At 53.0% G+C, this 843-nt stretch carries 1 protein-coding gene; it reads right to left on the reverse strand.

Features of this window, described 5'->3' with window-relative positions; translation table 11 throughout:
- Nucleotides 1-150: 150 nt before the first annotated feature.
- Nucleotides 151-381, reverse strand: a complete 231-nt coding sequence (locus I6F47_RS20390) for a hypothetical protein (RefSeq protein WP_114488788.1) — start codon at nt 379-381, stop codon at nt 151-153.
- Nucleotides 382-843: the final 462 nt, after the last annotated feature.

Consider the following 843-nt stretch of genomic DNA (forward strand, 5'->3'; position numbering starts at 1 on the left):
CGGCTTTATGGTTACCGTAAATATTAAGCGCGTGGTCATAGGACACATAAATGCGTCCGGCTTCGCATTGCGCGCTGATACGCGAACCTTTAGTATCGGTAGGGCCGTGATATTTGGTGCGGATAGCTTGCATGGTTTTCTCCTAAATGTTCAGCATTGGTTAATGTGACCGGTATTCACGTTAATAGTGAATTCCCCGCCGTTGGACGTTTCGACAAAAACGCAATCTTCGCCGTGAAAATTAATCTCTACAATCGTAGCGCCCATTGGAATCAAACCGGCCTTACGCAATTCCGCTTGAATGCACAATTCAGCATTCGAGCGAATTTCATACGCGCCGTGTTTCACCCAGCGTTGCGCGTTAGATTGGATTGCATTCATGGTGTTTTCTCCTATTTGCGGTTGACGGTTTACAAACCCAGCAAGCGGGCGATCAGGCTTTTACGCACTGCGCGANCAAGCGGGCGATCAGGCTTTTACGCACTGCGCGACGCTGGCCGATGGCTTTTGCGGCAGGCGCCAGGGCGGCCGCCCAGCGGGCCCGCTCTGCGGCTTGTGCTGCAAGGGCTTCGTTGACGGTGAATTCGTTGCGGGTCATGGTGCGGGTTCCTTTGCGTTGCGTTATCTGACTCAGTGGCTCTATTGTAGCTAACTTTTTAGCAGACGCGCAAGAACTATCGCAATTTATTTTCTAAGTAGTAACCCCTAGAGAAGGGGTGTGTAGGTGGCACATGCACCCATGCACCCATGCACCCATGCACCCATGCACCCATGCACCCATGCACCCATGCACCCATGCACCCATGCACCCATGCACCCATGCACCCATGCACCCATGCACCC

This window comes from Pseudoalteromonas sp. NZS37 (assembly GCF_015864265.1).
In the GTDB taxonomy this organism is placed as follows: domain Bacteria; phylum Pseudomonadota; class Gammaproteobacteria; order Enterobacterales; family Alteromonadaceae; genus Pseudoalteromonas; species Pseudoalteromonas arctica.